This window comes from Agarivorans sp. QJM3NY_30, from assembly GCF_050870855.2.
Taxonomy (GTDB): Bacteria; Pseudomonadota; Gammaproteobacteria; order Enterobacterales; family Celerinatantimonadaceae; genus Agarivorans.
The window spans coordinates 942,352-962,561 of the sequence record NZ_CP194038.2 but is presented as its reverse complement, the minus strand read 5'-3'; the positions used below and the strand labels follow the sequence as shown (position 1 = coordinate 962,561).

At 46.2% G+C, this 20,210-nt stretch carries 17 protein-coding genes; 8 read left to right on the top strand and 9 right to left on the bottom strand.

Features of this window, described 5'->3' with window-relative positions:
* Positions 1 to 115 precede the first annotated feature (115 nt).
* Positions 116 to 496 carry a PilZ domain-containing protein gene (locus ACRRSX_RS04350; RefSeq protein ID WP_432454443.1) on the top strand — a complete coding sequence of 127 codons (381 nt, stop codon included), beginning with the start codon at positions 116 to 118 and terminating at the stop codon, positions 494 to 496.
* On the opposite strand, the gene radA is transcribed toward ACRRSX_RS04350, so the two are convergent.
* Complete coding sequence (radA, locus tag ACRRSX_RS04345) at positions 493 to 1,857, bottom strand: DNA repair protein RadA (RefSeq protein WP_432454444.1); 1,365 nt, start codon at positions 1,855 to 1,857, stop codon at positions 493 to 495. The genes ACRRSX_RS04350 and radA overlap by 4 nt on opposite strands.
* A 146-nt stretch (positions 1,858 to 2,003) precedes the next feature.
* Between radA and ACRRSX_RS04340 the strand changes: the two genes are divergently transcribed.
* Complete coding sequence (locus tag ACRRSX_RS04340; RefSeq protein WP_432454445.1) at positions 2,004 to 4,379, top strand: PilZ domain-containing protein; 2,376 nt, start codon at positions 2,004 to 2,006, stop codon at positions 4,377 to 4,379.
* Positions 4,380 to 4,524: 145 nt separating this feature from the next.
* Here ACRRSX_RS04340 and serB read toward each other — a convergent pair whose 3' ends face one another.
* Positions 4,525 to 5,523 carry a phosphoserine phosphatase SerB gene (gene serB, locus ACRRSX_RS04335; protein WP_432454446.1) on the bottom strand — a complete coding sequence of 333 codons (999 nt, stop codon included), beginning with the start codon at positions 5,521 to 5,523 and terminating at the stop codon, positions 4,525 to 4,527.
* Here serB and ACRRSX_RS04330 point away from each other — a divergent pair.
* Positions 5,518 to 6,303: a YtjB family periplasmic protein gene (locus tag ACRRSX_RS04330; protein WP_432454447.1), complete on the top strand. Its 786-nt coding sequence runs from the start codon at positions 5,518 to 5,520 to the stop codon at positions 6,301 to 6,303. The two genes, serB and ACRRSX_RS04330, sit on opposite strands and share 6 nt — an antisense overlap.
* 216 nt (positions 6,304 to 6,519) lie before the next feature.
* Here the strand turns inward: ACRRSX_RS04330 and deoD are convergent, their stop codons facing one another.
* From deoD to ACRRSX_RS04305, 5 genes are all read right to left on the bottom strand, one after another.
* Complete coding sequence (deoD, locus tag ACRRSX_RS04325) at positions 6,520 to 7,224, bottom strand: purine-nucleoside phosphorylase (protein WP_432454449.1); 705 nt, start codon at positions 7,222 to 7,224, stop codon at positions 6,520 to 6,522.
* Between the two features lie 65 nt (positions 7,225 to 7,289).
* Positions 7,290 to 8,510, bottom strand: a complete 1,221-nt coding sequence (locus ACRRSX_RS04320; protein WP_432454450.1) for a phosphopentomutase — start codon at positions 8,508 to 8,510, stop codon at positions 7,290 to 7,292.
* 9 nt (positions 8,511 to 8,519) lie between these two features.
* The gene (gene deoA, locus ACRRSX_RS04315) at positions 8,520 to 9,860 is read right to left on the bottom strand and encodes a thymidine phosphorylase (RefSeq protein WP_432454451.1); all 1,341 of its coding nucleotides are present in this window, start codon (positions 9,858 to 9,860) and stop codon (positions 8,520 to 8,522) included.
* Between the two features lie 25 nt (positions 9,861 to 9,885).
* Positions 9,886 to 10,662 (bottom strand): deoxyribose-phosphate aldolase, encoded by a 777-nt coding sequence (gene deoC / locus ACRRSX_RS04310; RefSeq protein WP_432454452.1) that lies wholly within the window; start codon positions 10,660 to 10,662, stop codon positions 9,886 to 9,888.
* Between the two features lie 79 nt (positions 10,663 to 10,741).
* Positions 10,742 to 11,980 carry a NupC/NupG family nucleoside CNT transporter gene (locus ACRRSX_RS04305; RefSeq protein WP_432454453.1) on the bottom strand — a complete coding sequence of 413 codons (1,239 nt, stop codon included), beginning with the start codon at positions 11,978 to 11,980 and terminating at the stop codon, positions 10,742 to 10,744.
* 609 nt (positions 11,981 to 12,589) lie between these two features.
* Here ACRRSX_RS04305 and ACRRSX_RS04300 point away from each other — a divergent pair.
* Complete coding sequence (locus ACRRSX_RS04300; RefSeq protein ID WP_432454454.1) at positions 12,590 to 14,020, top strand: hypothetical protein; 1,431 nt, start codon at positions 12,590 to 12,592, stop codon at positions 14,018 to 14,020.
* A gap of 84 nt (positions 14,021 to 14,104) precedes the next feature.
* On the opposite strand, the gene ACRRSX_RS04295 is transcribed toward ACRRSX_RS04300, so the two are convergent.
* Positions 14,105 to 14,899 carry a TatD family hydrolase gene (locus ACRRSX_RS04295; protein WP_432454455.1) on the bottom strand — a complete coding sequence of 265 codons (795 nt, stop codon included), beginning with the start codon at positions 14,897 to 14,899 and terminating at the stop codon, positions 14,105 to 14,107.
* A gap of 2 nt (positions 14,900 to 14,901) precedes the next feature.
* A complete protein-coding gene (locus tag ACRRSX_RS04290) occupies positions 14,902 to 15,045 on the bottom strand; it encodes a DUF5363 family protein (protein WP_432454456.1) in 144 nt (47 codons plus the stop codon).
* Between the two features lie 419 nt (positions 15,046 to 15,464).
* Here ACRRSX_RS04290 and ACRRSX_RS04285 point away from each other — a divergent pair, with 419 nt between their 5' ends.
* From ACRRSX_RS04285 to ACRRSX_RS04270, 4 genes are all read left to right on the top strand, one after another.
* A complete protein-coding gene (locus ACRRSX_RS04285; protein WP_432454457.1) occupies positions 15,465 to 16,460 on the top strand; it encodes a BMP family lipoprotein in 996 nt (331 codons plus the stop codon).
* 67 nt (positions 16,461 to 16,527) lie between these two features.
* Positions 16,528 to 18,093 carry an ABC transporter ATP-binding protein gene (locus ACRRSX_RS04280; RefSeq protein ID WP_432454458.1) on the top strand — a complete coding sequence of 522 codons (1,566 nt, stop codon included), beginning with the start codon at positions 16,528 to 16,530 and terminating at the stop codon, positions 18,091 to 18,093.
* Positions 18,090 to 19,211, top strand: a complete 1,122-nt coding sequence (locus ACRRSX_RS04275) for an ABC transporter permease (RefSeq protein WP_432454459.1) — start codon at positions 18,090 to 18,092, stop codon at positions 19,209 to 19,211. Before ACRRSX_RS04280 ends, ACRRSX_RS04275 begins: the two co-directional genes overlap by 4 nt.
* Position 19,212: 1 nt before the next feature.
* Complete coding sequence (locus ACRRSX_RS04270) at positions 19,213 to 20,178, top strand: ABC transporter permease (protein WP_432454460.1); 966 nt, start codon at positions 19,213 to 19,215, stop codon at positions 20,176 to 20,178.
* Positions 20,179 to 20,210: the final 32 nt, after the last annotated feature.

Genomic DNA, 20,210 nt, shown 5'->3' with positions numbered 1-20,210 from the left:
TCAACAAATACTCACCGCATTTCAGCAGCAGATGATTTTTATCTTGATTGCTGCAAATTAGACTTATTTAAGCTAGTCTTAGGGGCAAGTTAAAGGCCATATTAGGAAGCGCTTTATGCATGAACGTCGCCAATTTTTGCGAGTATTATTTGACCGCCCAGCCTCTCTCAACCACGGAGAGCAATTTTGGTCATGTAAACTATTAGACTTATCTCTGCGTGGAGCTCTGGTTACGCTCCCCCAAGACTGGGATGAACAATTAAGTCAACTCACGCTTAGCTTTAACTTAACTGACATGGCCGTTGAAGAACTGACCATTACCATGGATGTAGAAGTAAAACATCTACGAGACAAACAGCTAGGCTTACGCTGTCTTCATCTTGACTTAGAAAGCGCCAGTCACCTTAAACGCCTGATTGAACTCAATTTAGGTGATGATGAACTGCTACACCGAGAGTTAGAACACTTAGTTGCACAACCGATAGAAGCGGATTAAACCGCTTCTAAAGCTTCAACCAGCTTAGCAACCGCTATCACCTCAAGTCCCTTAATGGCTACTTTGGGTCGATTTGCCAAAGGGATTATAGCGCGTTTAAAACCATGCTTAGCCGCTTCATTTAGCCGTTCTTGACCATTGCTCACCGGTCGAATTTCACCCGATAAGCCCACCTCACCAAAAACCACTAAATCACGAGGCAAGATTTGATTACGAAAACTCGAGACCATTGCCACCAACAGGGCTAAATCGGCACCAGTTTCGGCAACTCTCACGCCACCAACAATATTGGTAAATACATCCTGATCCGACATCTGAACCCCCGCATGGCGATGCATCACGGCCAGTAACATCGCTAAACGGTTTTGCTCAAAACCCACTGCAACCCGTCGCGGATTAGCCATTTGGCTATAGTCAACCAAGGCTTGGATCTCCACCAACAGCGGACGAGTCCCCTCCCATACCACCATCACCACCGAGCCAGGTGCGGGCTCTTGACCTCGCGATAAAAAAATTGCCGAAGGGTTGGAAACTTCCCGCATCCCCTGCTCGGTCATCGCAAACACCCCTAACTCATTAATCGCTCCAAAACGGTTTTTGTGGCCGCGCAAGGTACGAAAACGCCCATCGGCATCACCTTCTAACATAATCGAGCAATCGATGCAGTGCTCCAACACTTTAGGCCCTGCCAAAGAACCATCTTTGGTCACGTGTCCTACCATAAACATCGCTATATGGTGTTGTTTGGCAAAACGAGTCAACCAAGCGGCACTCTCTCGAACTTGACTAACGCCTCCGGGAGCCGACTGAATATCTGCCATATGCATCACCTGGATCGAATCAATAACCATCATTTTAGGTTTAACTTGTAAGGCGATTTGACCAATTTGCTCAACACTGGTTTCGGCTAACAATTGCAGTTTGTCTTTCGGTAAGCCCAAACGTTGGGCTCGCAAAGCGATTTGTTGAAGCGACTCTTCACCAGTGACATACAAGGTAGTCATATGCTGAGCCAAGCCACACATGGTCTGCAGTAACAAAGTACTCTTCCCGGCTCCTGGACTGCCTCCAATCAAAGTGGCACTTCCCGGCACAACGCCACCGCCAAGAACCCTATCAAACTCAACAAATCCAGTCGAAAAACGTGGTAATTCAGCTAAATCAATACTGTCTAAGGTTTGAACCTTACCGACACTGGTCCCTCCTGCGTATCCGCTAAAGCGGTCATTACGCGCAGGCGCAGCACTTAAACGGACTTCACTAATGGTATTCCAGGCTTTACATTCACCGCATTGACCTTGCCAGCGCGGGAAGTCAGCACCACAGTCGTTACATACATAGGCCGTTTTCACTTTTGCCATTTCGCCCCCTAACCACAACTCAGTGCAAAAATATCATTAAAAAACCTTGCCTTAATCCGATCTGAAGGCACAATCTTTGCTAAGTGTAAAGACTCAGCCAAAGATTTGACAGTAAAACCAATCAGTAAGGAAAAATACCCAGACCAATGCCACATACTAAGGGCTATGCATTAATCGAACGTTTATTACCACTCATGGGCAGCAAAGATTTTAACCAAGTGTTTAATCGCGCGACTCAGGAGCTGTCAAACAATGAACGCTTCTTACTAAAAATGGAAATGCAACGCTTGTCGGCTCCTTGCCAACGATTGGTCGATTTACGAGATAAAGTAGACGGGGAATGCGGCGAATTTACTTACCAAGGTAAAACCCATTACCTAGATGAAGTCGCAATTAAAGTATTTAAACAACAACTCCAGCTTTATCAAAATCAATACACCTTAGGTATTTTTGAAAAACTGCAAAGCACCGAAAATAACTTTAAGGTGATGCAGCAAAAAAACATCAGCCCTCAGCAAGCAGCGGCTCGTAAACCTAAAATGGTGGAGGCCAGAGCAATACGTTTAGGCCACTACATTGGCCGCAGTGAAGAGCGAATGCACCTCACAGCTCCCATTAAAATGGCGACCTTAAACGGCGAACAATTTGATGCTCGAAGCTCCAATATGTCGGTCTCGGGCTTACGGGTTCAGGTTGACCCTAAGCGAGCCTATACTCTAGGCGAACACTATTTAGTTTACTTCACCGGTTTGGAAAAAGAGTTTGCCAATCGGGTTCTCAGCGCGGGAACTGAATATCGAATCGTAGGAATTGACCAGAAGGATCAGAAAAAGTGGTTACGAATGACCGTGATCGATCCCAGCGAAGAGTTTAACCACTTTTTTAGTACTTTCTTGCGCTCATACCGGGGGCGCTACCGAGTTGATGTGGATAATATCACCGCGGCGGTCATCACCAAAGGCTACGAACAATATTTGATGCCGCGACTCAGCAGTGTCCCGCTATATTTTACCGGTCAAACGCCACCGCAACTAACTTATGTTTTAGCCACGCCGAACAATTTAGAACTGTTGTCTTACTGGCGAGATGAAACCAATACCAGCCATTTATCCCAGCTATTTCATCATCCGCGAATGATGCGTTATCAGGCAATAAATCAAGGTGAAAGCCTGATTTATTGCTTTACCCATACCACCAATAACAAGTTGTTCTTTTATTCTGCCAGCAGTGAAGAACTCGCAGAACACCCGGAAATTCGCGCGCTCTACTTCGCCTTTGGCTGCCGTAAGCCAAGCTGGAAAGTGTTTAGATTTCAGTGGCAAAAAGCCCAAGCGAGCGATGCGCAAGTGAGTACTCCCTTGCCTAGAAAAGATTCTGCTATTGAACAAGAGCGGGTTGCCAATGCCCTTGAAAATTTGAGTGTGGTCGGCTTATTAAGTGATATCACCGGGGCAGATAATGGCAGCGATTATCAGCAGAACTACCCCTTAAACGATAACCCCAATAAACTGGCTTTATTCAACCAAACAAAACAATCAATTACCGCTTTTGAGCAAATTAGCTACAAGTATATGCAGCTGCGTAAAGAAAATCGCTACCAATACCGCTCTCTGGTCGAGGTTGAACACCGAGGCCTTATAGAAAGTGGATGGGTGGTCGATTTCTCGCTCGGCGGAATGAAAATCCAAGTTGAAACACCTCTGGATTTCAATCCTGACGATCACTTGAACTTGGCTCTCCCTCAATTTCAAAAACTAGTGAAAAGTTTTAATTTAACCCAGCTCAACTACCAGGTGGTTAACTGTAATACCAGCCATACCATCTACAACTTAAAAGCGGTGGATACAAAAGGGAAAGTACATCAAGGTCGAGGTTTCTTTAAACAATTAATCGATCATAACTTAGATAAACTACCACTGGTGCCAGAAGGAAGAAATATTTCGGGATTATCAGATGCGCTGCGACAACTTGTTTGTGCGCCGCTCTTTTGCCGAGCCTTATACATTAATAAGATCCCTGGCAATCTGGAAGTGGGCTGCGTTGCCTATGGCACGATCCCTCAGGCTAGCGATCTGCTACTCAATATTGATAAACACAAGCAAACTGCGGATTTAAGCCAATTTCTAGCCCATGAGAACCTTGGCTCACTTATTTCTTCACGCTTAAAAGACCATCGACCGAGTGATCCACCCGAACGCTTCGAGCTGATCGTCGTGCTCTCAAAAGATGGCAAAAAACTACTCAGCCAGCGACTCAGTAGTGGCTTTAAGTCAAGCCAACAACAACGAGAATTTATTCAGCTGAGTCTAGACCGCGGTCAGGTCCATGCCTTCTCCTTATTGTTATCACGTGTGGGCCGCCCAGATACCGAGTATATACAACGTGAACTAGACTACATTAGCAATTACGCCATCCATCGAGCCAAACAATTAGAAGATGAGTTATGGAGTGTTGCAGGTCTGATTGAGTTAACAGATATCAGTGCTGAAATAATGCAGCGCTTTCGCTTGAGTCGCGATTAACACGCCCCTATAGCGGAGCGTAATCGACGCGATACTTCATATAAAAAACGACGATAAAAATCGATGTTATGGGCCCGATAGCACTCAGTTCTATCGGGCAGGCATCAATCTCGCCGCAAGGATGCAGAGATATACAGGTTATCGTCTAAGCAATCAGCATTTTAGCGGCTTGTAGGATACATACCACCCCATCTAAATCGCTGTGTTTGACCGACAATTGCGCCTGCTCTTGTACCAAAGGCTTGGCATGAATCGCGACCCCAAAATCGGCAACTGCTAACATTTTCAAATCATTCGCCCCATCGCCTATCGCCATGGTTTGCTTAGCGCCATATTGCTGTTTTAGCTGGGCTAATACATCTGCTTTCACCTGCGCATCAACCACTCCACCAATCACTTCACCAGTGAGTCGTTGTTGTTCTATCGCGAGTACGTTGGCTTTCACATAGTCAAAACCTAAGTCACGTTGCAGCCGCTCAGCAAAGAAGGTGAATCCTCCCGAGGCGATGGCTACCTTCCAGCCCGCTTGCTGAACCGTTTTAATCAAGCACTCTAGACCCGGCATCAAGGGCATTTGGTCAGCCACCTGCTGTAAAATGCTTTGCGGCGCATCTTTGAGTAAGCCAACTCGACTACGCAAACTCTGCTCAAAATCTAACTCACCACGCATCGCGGCTGCAGTCACTGCACTCACCTGCTCTCCTACGCCAGCCAAGGCGGCAATCTCATCGATACATTCGATTTGAATCGTGGTGGAATCCATATCCATCAACACTAAACCGGGTTCACTTAAGTCTGGTAAACGATTTAAGACCACCACATCAAAAGCAAAGTCTTGTGCCTCTAGCTGTGTTCTACACCATTGCGCGTCGGCATCGCTACGTAACAAAACACAAATATTTCCTGCGGCAGGCATCACTCCGCAGAGCTGCAATGCTTGCTGCGACATGAAGCTTTGACTTAAGCTAATAAAATCACTAATCAGTAACTCTTTCGCCCAAGCCAAGATGTAACTACCAGTGAGACCTTGGTTAGTTTCCTGCAGGCCCAACTCGGGGCAAACTTGGTAGGGAAACTGTTTTAAAGAAAGAGACCACTGAGTTAAGGACTGCGGTAAGCGGTCTAGGCTATGAGGTGATTGCAAACTGATTCCTTGTTAATTACAAATGCGGCGCATCAAGATAGCGTATTGCTTTTTAGTTTGGCAAGCACCTACAATAGCTTTGACGATAAAAAAGAGGTTCGCGTGGCCAAATCAGCAGTAAAACGCTATCGATTCATTCAATTTTTCCAATTTGTTATTGCCATTGGGTGCTGCATTTGGGTTCTTTACGGCTATTTAGACTTAAAGCATAGCGGTGAGCAATTAATTGAAAATCAAACTGAAAAACTAGCGCGCTCACTCACTTCGCTAGCAGCCTTGAACGCAGCGGCTTTTATCGGAGAAGATAATCAAGCCGAACTCACATACTTGGTGAATGCCTTAGTCAAAGAACATTTTGTTAAAGACGCTACCATTTATGACCATCAAGGGCTCCGCTTAGCCCAATCACAGCAAGCACTGCCTTTAAGCAAGCTTCTCCCCTTAGCCGGAAGTAGCCATACACCCTTAGAGGGCCTCGGCAGACGCCCCTACATTGCTGAAATTAGAGGCCCGCAGGGAGAAACTTTAGGTTATTTACGGATTACGCTAGAGCACACAACTCTATTAGCCGAAGCCAATACTTATGTGAGTGATGGTCAAGCACGAATGATGCTAATGTTTTTAATGTCGATATCCATCGGTTTTTTTCTTACTCGAGTACTCTCAAGAAAACGTCGTTTCGCGATGTTGCTACGGATTAATAACCGAGCACAACGCAAAAACAGTAAACAAGCGAAGCAACTATTGGCAAGCATCGCCGCCAGAAGCAGCAACAAGTAAAACTTAGGCTAATCATATATCAATGGAGAGTGCTTTGAAGCGGCTCGGCGAGCTTTGTGCTCCCGATAAAGTCGCTGTCCAAAAGCCGTCATTAAGGCGGTGTTCCTGTCCTTCAATCATCATCGATTGAGAATAAATTGAGAGTGCTTTGAGGACGTTCGATGGAAGTTGATTTTCCACCGTTATATCACCGCCAAAGCCTCTCTCAAAACCAACTTAAAGTAACGATTCTAAGGTAAGAATAATCATCTCATTGAAGGTTGTTTGGCGCTCTTCGGCTGTGGTTTGCTCGCCGGTACGAATATGATCAGAAATGGTCACCACACATAACGCCGCCTTACCACATTCTGCAGCAACACCGTATAAACCGGCCGCTTCCATTTCCACCGCATAAACATTGTGTTTTTCTAAAACATCAAACATATCAGGCTCTGGGCTGTAGAATAGGTCGGCAGAGAAAATATTACCCACTTTCGCATCAATGCCATGAGTCTTTGCACTATCCACCGCTGCGCGTAGTAAGTCATAATTAGCGATTGCCGCAAAGTCATGTCCTTTAAAACGGCTTCGGTTAACCTTGGAGTCAGTACACGCGCCCATGGCAATCACCACATCACGCAATTTAATTTGCTCGCTAACCGCGCCAGCACTTCCCACACGAATAATGTTTTCTACACCATATTGGGTATACAGTTCATGGGCATAAATAGAACAACTGGGGATCCCCATGCCCGAGCCCATGACAGAGACTCGTTTGCCCTTGTAAGTCCCAGTAAATCCGAGCATGTTACGCACACCTGTCACTTCAACAACATCTTGTAGATAAGTTTCCGCAATATATTTCGCACGCAATGGATCGCCGGGCATCAGTACCGTTTCAGCAAAATCACCAGGCTTAGCATTGATATGAGGGGTTGCCATATATTCTCCTAATAAAAGTTATGTCGACAGCAGCAAGATAAAGCCGTATTAGCTGCTAAAAATACTTATTCTTGTAAAAAACTACGTCCATATTGTAAGGCTGGTAAACCCATATAGTCGGCGATGGTTTGGCCTATATCAGCAAAGCTATCACGCTTCCCGACATTCTTAGCGGTCAAATTATTCCCAAAGAAAATAACCGGAATGTGTTCACGCGTATGATCGGTACCTGGCCATGTTGGATCACAACCATGGTCTGCGGTAAGTACCACGATGTCTTCATCACCAAGCTGTGCCAGCAGTTCAGGTAAACGCTGATCAAAATATTCTAAGGCTGCGGCATAACCTGCCACATCACGACGATGTCCATAAGAAGAATCAAAATCAACAAAATTGGTAAAAATTATGCTGTGATCCACTTGCCGAGCCATCTCGCTCAAAGTTAAGTCGAATAGCGCTTCAAGCCCTGTCGCCTTCACCTTACGGGTAATCCCCTGCTGAGCATAAATATCGGCAATTTTCCCAATACTAACCACTTCGCCACCCGCTTCAGCCATCTTATCTAATAAGGTAGGGGCCGGTGGTAAGACTGATAAATCACGGCGATTACCAGTACGAGCAAACTCAGCCGCATTAGCCCCAATAAAAGGACGAGCGATGACTCGACCAATGTTATAAGGGTCCACCAGCTCTCGAGCCAACTCGCATAACTTTAATAGACGCTCTAAACCAAAGGTTTCTTCATGCGCCGCTATTTGAAACACGCTATCCGCCGAAGTATAAAAAATCGGCTTACCGCTTGCCATGTGCTCTTCCCCTAAGCGCGTGAGGACCTCAGTACCAGAAGCATGGCAATTCCCTAAATAACCTGGCAGTTCAGCCCGTTCAACTAACTCATCCAGCAAACTTTGCGGAAAACTATTCTCTGTCTCGCTAAAATAGCCCCAGTCAAATAGTACCGGTACCCCAGCGATTTCCCAGTGCCCACTCGGGGTATCTTTGCCGCTAGACATCTCTGCGGCATAACCATAACAAGCCTCAAAATTAACCTTAGGATCTAAACCTGGTGGGTAAACACCGCCGCTGTCGGCACAAGCCTGGCCCAAACCAAGCCGATTCAAATTAGGCAATGTTAACGGCCCACTGCGGCCAATATCAGCCTTGCCTGCGGCACATTGCTCGGCAATATGTAGCATGGTATTGGCGCCTTGATCTCCAAATTTGTCAGCATCTGCACTGGCACCAATGCCAAATGAGTCCAACATTAAGATAATTGCACGTTTCATAAGATCTCCTTATTGCGGACCAATACGTTGATAAACCGGATGTTCCGCGACAACCGTTGTCGATACAGTCACGGACGACTCTATCGTGATAGCTTGCTGTAACAGCCTCGCTGCTGCTTCCCAAGAGGACTCGTCTTGCGCATGCAAGTAGAGTAAGCTTTGCCCTTGAATGATCTGAGCACCTAACTCGACTAAATCACTAATCCCAACACTATGATCGATGGCTGCACCAGCGACCGTTCTACCGCCACCTAAACTAACAACAACCATGCCTAATGCGCGGCAATCGATTTGTGTCACAATACCATCGCGTTCAGCAACAAGTGGTTTGATAAGCTTAGCCTTCGGTAAATATTGCTCACTACGTTGCACAAAATCATGCGGCCCACCAAGCGCTGCCACCATCATCGAGAAACGTTCTAAGGCAGCTCCCGACGAGAGACTTACCGCAAGTTTTTGTTCCGCTTGTTGCTGGCTACTGGCTAAGCCACTCGCTAACAACATCTCTACGGCTAAAGCCGTCGTCACTTGATGTAGACGCTGTGCCGAGCGGTCGCCTTTCAGGTAGCGTAAGGCTTCGGCCACCTCTAGCGCATTACCGGCACTGGGCGCTAAAGGCTGGTTCATATCCGTCAGCAAGGCGCAGCATTTCACCTCAGCGGCATTGGCAACCTGTACAATACTTTCGGCTAAACACTGAGATTGGGCGTAATCAGGCATGAATGCGCCACTCCCCACCTTCACATCCATGACCAAAGCATCGAGACCAGAGGCCAACTTTTTACTAAGAATAGATGCAGTAATCAACGGAATAGATTCAACGGTGGCAGTCACATCGCGGATCGCATACAAACGTTTATCGGCAGGAGCTAATTCTCCGGTTTGACCAATAATCGCAACCCCAACCTGTTTGACGATCTGTTCAAACTGCTGAGTCGTCGGGCTAATGGAGTAACCGGGGATAGCTTCAAGTTTATCCAGAGTACCGCCGGTATGACCTAAACCGCGGCCTGAGATCATCGGTACATGACCCCCACAAGCTGCAACCATTGGTCCTAAAATCAAGGAAGTTAAATCGCCAACCCCACCCGTTGAATGTTTATCGACCACAGGCCCAGGCAAGTCGAGATGCTGCCAACTGAGTACTTGACCAGAGTCACGCATTGCGCAGGTTAATGCAGTGGCTTCTTCAGGTTTCATCCCCTGAAAATACACCGCCATCGCAAAAGCCCCAACTTGGCTATCGCTGAGTTGACCACGACTGAGCCCATTCACCATAAATTGGATTTCTGCCAACGAGAGCGTTTTTCCATCTCGTTTACGTCGAATAATTTCTTGAGGTAGCAACATTAGCTTTCCTTAACCATCTTAGGGCTTAATAACCAGCGCCAGCTTCAGCCTTTGAGTCACCTAAAATCGTGGCTTGTAAAGCAGCTAATAAACTAGACGCGCCAAACCGAAAATGCGCTTGACTCAACCACTCATCCCCTAAGATCTGACGAGCAAGGTCAAGATAAATCTTGGCTTGTTCAGCACTTTTCACCCCACCAGCCGCTTTAAAACCACAGTTAGGATTAAATTTAGCGATGGCATTCAGCATCACTTTCGCAGCTTCTGGAGTGGCGTTCACTGCTACCTTGCCAGTTGAGGTTTTGATAAAATCGGCCCCAGCTTTTATCGCCAGCTCACTGGCTTTGGCAATCAAATCAGCTGACTTAAGTTCTCCACTTTCGATAATCACTTTCAGTTTCACCGCGCTGCCACAGGCTGCCTTACATTGAGCAACTAAGTCTGTTCCCACCTGTTGGTTCCCCGCCATTAAAGCTCGCCATGGAAAGACCACATCCACCTCATCGGCACCGTAAGCAACTGCGGCCTTAGTTTCAGCGACCGCTAAAGCGACATCATCTTCCCCCAGAGGGAAGTTAGTCACCGTCGCAATTTTTACTTCGCTGGCACCTTGTTCCGCTAATATGCGACGAGCAAAAGGAATAAATCGAGGGTAAATACATACCGCAGCAACTTGCCCTTGAGCTGAACTGGCTTGAGCACACAAAGCTGCGACACTCGCACGAGTGTCATCATCATTTAGCGTCGTAAGATCCATCAAAGATAGCGCTTGCTGCGCCACCACGGTGAGAGACTGAGACATAACTATTCCTCAAAGTTAATAAAAAGTAGACCAGCGATATAGCTTAGCTTCTCGGCGCAAGGCCAAAAAACGACAGTCGCTATAACAAACTGGTAAAAAATCCTGCCAGTGCCGCACTCATCAAATTAGCTAGTGACGCAGCAGCAACGGCTTTAAGTCCCAAACGCGCAATGTCACTGCGACGCGTCGGAGCCATACTCCCCAAACCACCGAGTAAAATTGCGATAGAAGACAGGTTAGCAAACCCACACAAAGCAAAAGTCACCACAATTTGAGTGTGTTCCGATAACGTAGCTCGTACATTCACAAAATCGACGTAAGCGACAAATTCATTCACAATAACTTTCTGACCAATAAAACTACCCGCTTGAACTGCTTCAGCCCAAGGCACCCCTATAATCCAAGCAAGTGGCGCAAAAATGTAACCGAGAATTAATTGAACCGTTAAATGCTCTAAGCCAAACCAGGCTCCGACCCCACCAACCATATGATTCATTAAAGCAATTAAACCAATAAAGGCCAACAACATCGCCCCCACATTTAATGCGAGTTGCATACCATTTGAAGCACCAACGGCGGCCGCATCAATTACATTTGCCGGGCGCTCAACTTCATTAAGAGCGGCATCCATATCTTGCTCTGATGGCTTGGTTTCTGGCTTGATCATCTTCGCCATCAACAAGCCGCCGGGAGCCGCCATAAATGATGCCGCTATCAAATATTTAAGCTCGACACCGAGTCCAGCATAACCCGCTAAAACAGAACCTGCGACCGAAGCAAGCCCACCCACCATGATGGCAAATAACTCCGATTCACTCATTTTGGGAATGAAGGGCTTCACTACAATCGGCGCTTCGGTTTGACCCACAAAAATATTCGCGGTAGCCGACATCGACTCCGGCCGGCTCGTTCCAAGTATTTTTTGCAAGCCGCCACCAATCAAAAAAATCACTTTTTGCATAATACCGAGATGGTATAAAACTGCGATTAAAGACGAGAAAAATACGATGATTGGCAGTACCCGAAAAGCAAATACAAAACCGACACCATTGGCAAACATGGCGTCAGTGGCTAAACCACCGAATAGGAAATCAATTCCCGCCTGGGCACTATTAATCACCGATTGAACGCCGTTAGAGACAGTGGCAAGAACCTCCTGCCCAAAGGGAAGATAAAGCACAAAAGCGCCAAATCCAGCTTGAATCACAAACGCGCCGAATACCGTGCGTTTATTAATTCGGGATCTATTATCGGAAAGCAACAATGCTATTCCTAGTAGCGCGAATACGCCAACCAAGCTCATTACCGTACTATTCATTCGTGTCTCTCGATTAAGTTGTCTTTTAATACAATCAGCACCGTTTCATTTTTCTCAAGCGAAACAAATATCAACGAAGCATCATAACGTTTGCAGTTACATCGAGTCCCCAGCAAGGCCGTTTGCGAGCCGATATAATAACGGCGGCAATGATACCGTGGCCCTAGGCCTTAAATGAGGGACAGATCAAACCCTATAGACATATACGGCCTAACAGCCGATTAAATAACCAAATGTGTTGATAATAAAACCTGACTTGCCTAAGATGGCATAACCATGACAATCAGATTAAAAATCCAACAAAATATAACTGAGATTAAATTTTTAATAAGTAAATAAACGCGCACCAGCAAATCGCCTGCTGAATTCTGCCAATGGCAATCATTCTTGCTCGCAAACCACTCAAGCGAGCTAGAGACGTTCTATTTAAAGAAGCCTTAGTGATTCACTAAGCAGAGTCGAAATTCGACGATTAAATGACTAGCGACTACAGGCTGATGAGTGTAGGACCTAAATCAACGGCAATTCGTGACTCAAGTCACGCTATTGTGGTCAATGAGAACAAAATGTGAGAGTTGTAACTGAATATGTTGATAATGAGAGTGTATTGTGAATGAGGCTCAGGCGGCAGCAAAGCTGCAAAATGCCTCCGCACATAGTTTTAGACACCAGTTTAACTGCTGCAAAAACTGCCGCTGCCCAAATTTTGGCCTGACCGAAAGTTCTGACTATCTAGCTGAAAGTCAACATTTGGGTTATCCAGCCTTGCACTGCAAAGCCTGTGGCAGTTATCCGCCATTGGTCGACAGCCACAGTGTCAATTTAATTGTTGAGGAAAAAGCCAAACAGCAGCTAACGAAATCCCCCTGTGGCTGCAGCCACTGCGAACCCGGTTTTTTCCTCGGTACGACTGTTGGGGTGAAACGCTACGGTAAGACGGGAGCCAATAGCCAGCGTTATCAATGCCGCAAGTGCCAAAACGTGTTTACCCAAGTGAACATCAAGGGGCTTGAGCCTTTATCAAGGTTATTCAGCCTGCTAAATCGAGGCCACAACCCACAACAAATAATGCAACAGCTAGAGATTGCTCCGAAGATCTATTACCAGCTATTGCAACGCCTATATCAATGTTTACGCTTTTATAGTCGGCAACAGGAGCAAAGGGTGCTGCATAGAAGCTTCTGCGCACTACATACCGAAAGCCAGATCCATGAGTTTTCTGAACAGAAACGTATCTGGACACTATGCTCAACTGAAGTCACTTCCGGTTATGTGTTACTGCACACCCATAACCAAAGCCAACTGCAGTTAAACGATAGCGCTCACTATCAACAAAAAACCTCTACTCTGTTACCCCCATTATCGGATAGCCCGATCGTTGAGGCGCTAAAACGACGTTACCAACTCACCCTGAATCGCTATCACTTTGAAGATCTACATTACGGTAGCACCGCTGCCTTGCGTGGCAGCCAGCTATTGCAGCCAGCACTTACGGCTTACGCTCACTTTCAATTACTAAGCGCCTTTACCAGCCAAAACCAAAATTTCCATCACTACATCGAGCACGAAAGTAGTATCCGTGGCGCAGCCCTTATGTCGTGTGTTGAAGAGATAAAACAGCAACGAGCCGATATTTATTACGTCTATCGCCACCCCCGCAGTGAAACTGATATGGGATCGGCGGGTAACAAGGTTGGTTGGTGGAACGATCGCTGGTATCCCGCCGATTTCGGAGCTTTTTGCTCAATCACCAGTGCTCAACAAAATCCGACAAAGGTCGCCTTAGCCCAACCCTTAGCTTGCCAAAACTTTTTCCAACACCTGCAGTTAAATATGCCTAAACAACTGAAAAGTTTTAGTTCCGTTGATGCCTTATTTGAAATAAACCGAGCTTTATTTAACTATCTACTCCCAGATAAAGAGGGTCTTACCCCCGCGATGCGTTTGGGCTGTTGCGAGCAACAAATGACTGCAAGTGAACTCGTCAGCGCCGCAGTGGCGGCGGTAAACTCTGAACATATCGACAAATTTAAGCGCTGATGGCGATAAACTCGAAACCAAGGTCTATGGAAGTGACGCCGTTCCTACAAATTGCAACAGTACAATGGCGGTAGTCAAGACCGCTTATATCGACAAATTTAGGACCTGATGGCTATTTTCCCATAAGGCCTGTTGAAGCTGTTCCGCAGACTCATTGCGTAACTCTAACAAACAGTTAAAAATCGTTGGTAAATTGAGTGGACTATTATACGCCTCCTGCATCTGGTACAAAGGCATATCTGGCGCGTCGGTTTCCAATACCAAAGCCTGTAATGGTAGGCGTCGCAGTGCCTTGCGCGTTTTTTCAGAGCGAGGCCAAGTAATTCCTCCGCCAATACCGAGCTTAAAACCTAAATCAACAAAACGACTGGCTTGAGTATAGCTACCACTAAAGCCATGAATAATCCCACCTTGATTAAACTGTTCCAGCTTCAATAATTGCGCAACCCGATCATGTAAACGTACCGAATGAATGAGTAACGGCAATTGCTGATGTTGTGCAGCGGCAATTTGCCGCACCAAAGCAAACTCTTGGTGAGCAAGAGTTTCTGGGAAGCGACCATCTAAGCCACATTCGCCCCAAGCAATGATTTGCTGACGATGAGTTTCGACTAACTGTTCAAGCTGTAATAAATCGGCTAAGAGTAATTCAGGCTGACCTTGTAAAGCTTGTGGATCGAAAAAGCAGGGATGATAGCCCAGCGCAACATGCAACATTGGATGGGAAGATAGATGTAACACCCGTAGCCAATTATCCGGCCCCACAGCTGGCACCAGACACTGAGCAATATTCTGCTGCTTAAACTTCATTAAGTGACTGGCAAGATCCGCATCAAAGGGAGGAAAGTCAAGATGACAGTGCGTATCAAACCAAGCCATAGTTAATCGTCCTCTGACTTGAGATGTTCCCGTGGAATACAGCTTCGGCAAGGCTTATCTAAACCAGTTTCAGCTAACCAACGATCATAACGCACTAAGCACTTTCGAAAAAATCTGACGATCTGGTTCAAAATATCCTTCCTCATTTTAGCTGTAAACTGGATTTTATCTGCATATTACCCACATAACTAGGTAATATCTCTTAATCAACCCAATGATCTAGTGAAATACTGAAGCAGCAATATTGAATTCATTTATCCTTCGCCCTACTCTATAGTTCGATCACTGCATATTTATCAGTGGTAGAAAGGCCTAACATAAGATAATTTCATGATGCAATGATAGTTATTCATCGGACAACTGTAACGCAGCGCAAGTCCGTTGATACTTACAGATGATACTGGTTATGTTTCGGCCTAAACGATAGTCCGTAGCTAACCAAGGAAATGTAAGGCAGGCTATGCGCTTAGTCACAATTGCAGCTCAGAAAATATAACAGGTCAAGCTAGGCTAGTCAGATTGCTGTAAATAATACAAACACTTCTAAAAAAACAGGGAGTTAACCGTGAAAAAATTCGCAACCAAGCTTACAGCTGCCGCTTTCGCTGTAGCATCTTTTAGCGCTTTAGCCGCTAAACCAGCAGTAGTTTACGATACCGCAGGTAAATTTGATAAGTCGTTCAACGAAGCCGTATATCGCAACGGTGTCGAAGTATTTAAAAAAGACAAAGGCGTAGATGTTCGCGAATTTGAACCGCAAAACGAAGCACAACGTGAACAGGGTTTACGTCGCTTAGCCAGTCGCGGTTTTGGACCGATTGTCGCTGTCGGATTTAACTTTGCATCTTCAGTCGAAAAAGTCGCCTCTGAGTTTCCAGATACGCAATTTACCATTATCGATATGGTCGTTGATAAACCGAATGTGCAATCTATCGTATTTAAAGAACAGGAAGGGTCATTCTTAGTCGGAGCGCTTGCGGCAAAAGCCTCAAAAACCAACACCGTTGGTTTTATTGGTGGAATGGACATCCCATTAATCCGTAAATTCGCCTGTGGTTATAAACAAGGCGCGCTTTACGCCAATCCTGATATTAAAGTATTAGAAAATATGACAGGCTCAACACCTGCAGCCTTTGCCGATCCTGCAAAGGGCTCAGAACTGGCTAAATCTCAGTTCTCTAAAGGAGCTGATGTAATCTACGCTGCCGCAGGCGGTACTGGTTTAGGGGTTTACCAAGCAGCAAAAGACGCTGGTAAATTTGCGATTGGTGTTGATTCAAACCAAAACCACCTTCAACCGGGTACTATGCTGACTTCTATGGTTAAGAAAGTCGGTGTCGCAGCCTACGGAACTTGGGAAGACGGCATCAACAATTCTTGGAAACCAGGGATTAAAGCCTTAGGTTTAAAAGAAAATTCTATCGATTGGGCGCTAGATGAAAACAATGCAGCCTTAATTAGCGATGAAATGAAAGCATACGTAGATGGTCTTAAAGCTGACATTATCGCTGGTAAGATCAGCGTTCATGACTACATGTCTGATAATACCTGTAACTTCTAAACGTCGATAAAATACGCCAACCCACGGGGTTGGCGTATTTTTATTCGCTAGATATTGGAAATCTAAAGTGACACAAGCAGCTGATTTTGCCATTGAACTGGAACAAATCGACAAGCGTTTTGGTAGCGTTCACGCGAATCGAAACATCGATTTAGCAGTCCCTAAAGGCACTATTCACGGCATTATTGGTGAAAATGGTGCCGGTAAATCCACTCTGATGAGTATCATTTACGGCTTCTATCATGCCGACTCAGGCTCAATGCGAGTCAACGGTCGTCCCTACGAGCCGCATAATTCTCAAGAAGCCATTCAAGCCGGCATTGGTATGGTTCATCAACATTTTATGTTGGTCGACACCTTTACCGTCTTAGAGAATATTGTATTAGGTGCCGAAAGCGGCTGGAATTTAGAAACAAGCCTTAGTAAAGCCCGTAAAAAATTGCAACAACTTGCGACTGATTATGGCCTAGATGTCCCTTTAGATGCCCTCGTGGGAGATCTAGCGGTTGGACTACAACAGCGGGTTGAAATTCTTAAAGCACTTTACCGTGGGGCAAAAATCTTAATCTTAGATGAGCCTACTGGTGTATTAACCCCTCAAGAAGCAAACCACCTGTTTGATATCTTAGCGAAACTACGCGAACAGGGCACCACGGTAATGATTATCACCCACAAGCTGCGTGAAGTATTAGCCATTACCGATAACGTTTCGGTGATGCGACAAGGTGCAATGGTTGCACATGTGGTGACTGCCGAAACCGACCAAGAGAATCTCGCTGAACTAATGGTTGGCAGAAAAGTGTTATTACAAGTAGAGCGCGGCGAAGCAAAACCGGAAGCAGCCTTAATCGAAGTGAATCAACTCAGTTATGTTGATCCTGCAGGCGTAAAACGAGTGAAAGAAGTCTCTTTCCAAGTGCGCGCAGGAGAAATTGTGGGGATCGCGGGTGTATCAGGCAACGGTCAGTCAGAGATCCTCGGCTTGCTTAGCGGGATCTTAAAACCGAGTAGCGGTAGCGTTCGCCTTAATCAACACCAATTGAGCGCCGAACAATCCAAAGACCCACGAGAAGTGAGAGCCATGGGCGTTGGTCACATTCCAGAAGACCGCCATAAACAGGGCTTAATCAATAAGTTTTCAGCGAAGGAAGCTTATATTCTCGGCTACCATCATTTAGCAGAATACAACAAAGGGCTGTTACAAGATAAAGCCGCTATTGATAAGGCTTGTCTGGACAGCATGCAGAAATGGGATGTTCGACCCGATGATAGCAATTTAAAAACCGCTAACTTTTCTGGGGGCAATCAGCAAAAATTAGTGATTGCCCGCGAAATGGAACAAAATCCAGATATTCTCTTGGTAGGGCAACCAACCCGTGGCGTCGATATTGGTGCCATTGAGTACATTCATCAACAGATTATCCACTCCCGCGATGCCGGTAAGGCGGTACTATTGGTCTCGGTGGAACTCGACGAAATCATGAATTTGGCAGACCGTATATTAGTGGTCTTCGACGGCGCCATCGTTGGCGAAGTCAGTGCTGAACAGGCCGATGAAAAAACTTTAGGATTAATGATGGCCAACATTGTGCCTGAACATATTAAAAACTCAGCACAAGGAGGCGCACAATGAGTCAATCACCGGTACCGGCTTGGGTTAGTGTAGCCTTACTGCCTGCGATCAACGTTTTTGCCGCGTTTCTCGTGTCTGCCCTGTTGTTTATGTACATCGATATATCACCGGTAGATGCCATCAAAGTCATGTGGACTGGCGCCTTTGGTTATGCCGAAGGTTTTGGTTATACCTTATACTACACGACTGGTTTTATCTTCACGGGTTTAGCCGTAGCGGTGGCCTTCCACGCTGGACTATTTAATATTGGTGGCGAAGGTCAAGCCTACATCGGTGGTCTTGGCGTCGGTTTAGTCTGCCTAACCGTCGGTGAGTATTTACCTTGGTATCTAGTCTTTCCCCTTGCCATTATAGTTGGCGGTTTATTCGGTGCGGCGTGGGCCTTTATTCCTGCGTATTTACAGGCGAAACGCGGGTCACACATCGTAATTACCACCATCATGTTCAATTTTATCGCCGCTTCCCTAATGGCCTACTTACTGGTCGACGTTTTAAAACCAGACAGTACCATGGCCACCGAAAGTCGCGTTTTTGCAGTCTCATCTTGGCTACCGAAAGTGCACGAAATGCTGGCTTGGTTTGGTATTCAACTAGCACCGAGTCCACTCAATTTAAGCTTCGTATTTGCGTTAGCCTGCTGTGTATTTGTTTGGCTATTTATTTGGAACACTCGCTGGGGCTATGAGATCAGATCGGTGGGCGCGAATCCCAACGCCGCTGGATATGCTGGTATCAACTATCTAAAAATCGTAGTTTTAACCATGTTAATTTCCGGTATGTTATCGGGCTTCTTCGGTCTGAATGTTCTGCAAGGAGAACTGCACCAAATCAAGCTTAACTTTGTAGAAGGTTTTGGTTTTACCGGAATTGCGGTGGCCCTGATGGGACGAAACCACCCACTCGGAGTGCTACTCGCCAGCTTACTATTTGGTTTTCTTTATCAAGGCGGTGCTGAACTCAGCTTTGAATATGGGGTAGACCGTAATATTGTGGTGGTACTGCAAGGGCTGGTGATCCTTTTCTCTGGAGCCTTAGAGCACATGTTTAAGCCCTCGCTGGAGCGCGGCTATCTTAAGCTATTTGGCAAAAAACCAAACCATTCAGAAGGAGCTGCTTAAGATGTTTGAAACCATTATCTTAATGCTAGATGCAACGATTCGGGTTGCCACACCGCTAATTTTTGCATCGCTTGCGGGCATGTTCTGTGAACGTTCAGGGATCGTGAACATTGGCTTAGAAGGAAAATTACTAGCCGCGGCCTTTACTGGTGCTGCCACCGCCCATGTGACAGGGTCTGCTTGGCTAGGGCTACTGGCTGGGGTAGCTATTTCGATGCTACTCGCACTACTCCATGGTTTTGCAACCATTACTCACCGCGGAGACCATGTTGTCAGTGGTATGGCGATTAACATTTTAGCCGCCGGATTAACAATTACCTTAGGCCGACATTGGTTCCATCAAGGCGGGCAAACGCCAGCTTTAAGTGGTGCCGCACGTTTTGCGCCAATCCACCTACCCGGCGCAGATGCTCTCGCCGATACTCCGGTGATCGGCTTACTTTATTCAGAACTGATCAGTGGCCACTCTGCCTTAGTCTACTTACTGATTATCACCGTACCATTAGCTTGGTATGTGATGTTTAAAACCCGATTTGGCTTACGTCTTCGAGCTGTCGGTGAATCGCCCGCAGCGGTAGATACCGCAGGGATCTCGGTGGTAAAAATGCGCTATAGCGCAGTACTCATTTGTGGTCTGCTGGTTGGCATTGGTGGCGTATATTTATCGGTGGCACAAACGGCTCAGTTTATTCCCAACATGAGTGCGGGTAAGGGTTATATGGCCCTAGCCGCATTAATTTTTGGGAAATGGCGTCCGTTTACTGCGCTCAGCGCCTGTTTGTTGTTTGGATTTTTGGATGCCTTGGCTATTCGTCTGCAAGGGGTATCGATTGGTAACTTCGCGATTCCAGTACAAGCCATCGAAGCCATTCCGTATGTGCTCACCGTTTTCTTATTGGCTGGCTTTATTGGTAAAGCTGTGGCCCCCAAAGCGATTGGCGTGCCTTACACCAAAGAACGCGAATAAAACATAACTTCCCCCATAAAAAAAGGTCGCTT